Below are 1,518 nucleotides of genomic sequence, written 5' to 3' on the forward strand. Positions count from 1 at the left end.
AATAAGATTGAATTAATTTCCGAGAATGACACATTAATTTTCACGGATAAGGATGATATGTATAATTATTTAAAAAAACATAGGAAAGGAATTTATAAAAATATAATACGAATTGAAGTTAAATAATGATTGGTAGACATAAGTCAAATGTCGCCAAAAAGTGAATGAATGACAGATATTAAAAATTTCCTTGAAAGTCAATTTGGAGAACAAACGGTCTATCCTCCGGCAGTTTATAGCTGTCGGAGGGTTAAATAAGTAATCTGAAGAGGTAAATACGGGAAAAAACTAAGGGAAATTATGATTACTATTGGTAGTGTTACATTCAGTGTGTCTCCAGTCTAGTGTTAAGTTAAGTATATTACACTATGGCACGATACAGAATTCATTTAACAGGGGAGGAAGTCAGGGTGATTTTTATCCTTCCTTACACTACATGACAATTTTCATCAGAACAGTCTTAAACCCTTTTTTCCATTATTCAACTTTATGGATACTGTTACGATATAGTAATAAAAAGAATTTTATACGCCTACTGTTTTGTTTGTTGAACAGAAAACGCCTATATTTGTCCAGCAAATTGAACAGTACGGTATGATAAAGCAAGAAATCATCAAAGAAATAATATTAGAGAATCGCACAGAGGTAATGAGACATCGTGTGATTCCGAGAAATATCAAACTTAATGAATTTGACCGGCACGTGTTGGTCGGTATCAGGAGAGCGGGTAAATCATACATCTTATATGGCAGAATACACGAACTTATCCATGAGGGGTATACCTGGGATGATATTGTATATATCAATTTTGAAGATGAACGTCTCGCTGGTATAAAAAGTGAAGACCTTAATTCTATACTTGAAGTGCATGGCCAATTGAGCATACAACGCCCCATGCTATTTCTGGACGAGGTTCAAAATGTAGATGGATGGGATAAATTCGCCCGCCGACTGGCAGACAACAAGTATAAGGTTGTCATTACCGGTAGCAATGCGAAGATGCTGTCAAAGGATGTGGAAACCACCTTAGGAGGGCGTTATATGACACGGGAGGTATTTCCATTCTCTTTTGACGAGTACCTCATATCGAATGGAGTTGATGCAACCGACGAAGATCTGACGGCTACAACAGCCGGTCGTTCTACGCTCAAACGCCATTATGAAGAATACTTTCGTTTTGGTGCATTTCCGGAGTGTGCAACAATGCCTGTAAAGCGGGACTATCTGATGAGTCTTTACCAGAAAGTATATTTAGGGGACATTGCGGCACGACATGGCATTGAAAACATATTCGCCTTGAGGATTTTATTCAGAAAATTAGCCGAAAGTATCAAACAACCTATATCCTTCACAAGAGCGACAAATATTGTCGCATCAACAGGAGCAAAAATTGCAAAGGGGACAGTGATCAACTATCTGGATCATGCGAAAGAAGCATATTTGATTTTACCTCTAAGTAATATAGCCGATAATTTAGCTGGAAAAATAACCAATCCTAAATATTACTTCATTGACAAT

At 37.0% G+C, this 1,518-nt stretch carries 1 protein-coding gene; it reads left to right on the forward strand.

Annotation, left to right across the window (positions count from 1 at the left end; translation table 11 throughout):
- Nucleotides 1-594: 594 nt before the first annotated feature.
- The coding region (locus D7D25_RS17630; protein ID WP_148038985.1) for an ATP-binding protein at nucleotides 595-1,518 on the forward strand (924 nt) is incomplete at its 3' end.

The sequence above is a fragment of the Proteiniphilum sp. X52 genome, from assembly GCF_003712195.1.
GTDB lineage: Bacteria > Bacteroidota > Bacteroidia > Bacteroidales > Dysgonomonadaceae > Proteiniphilum.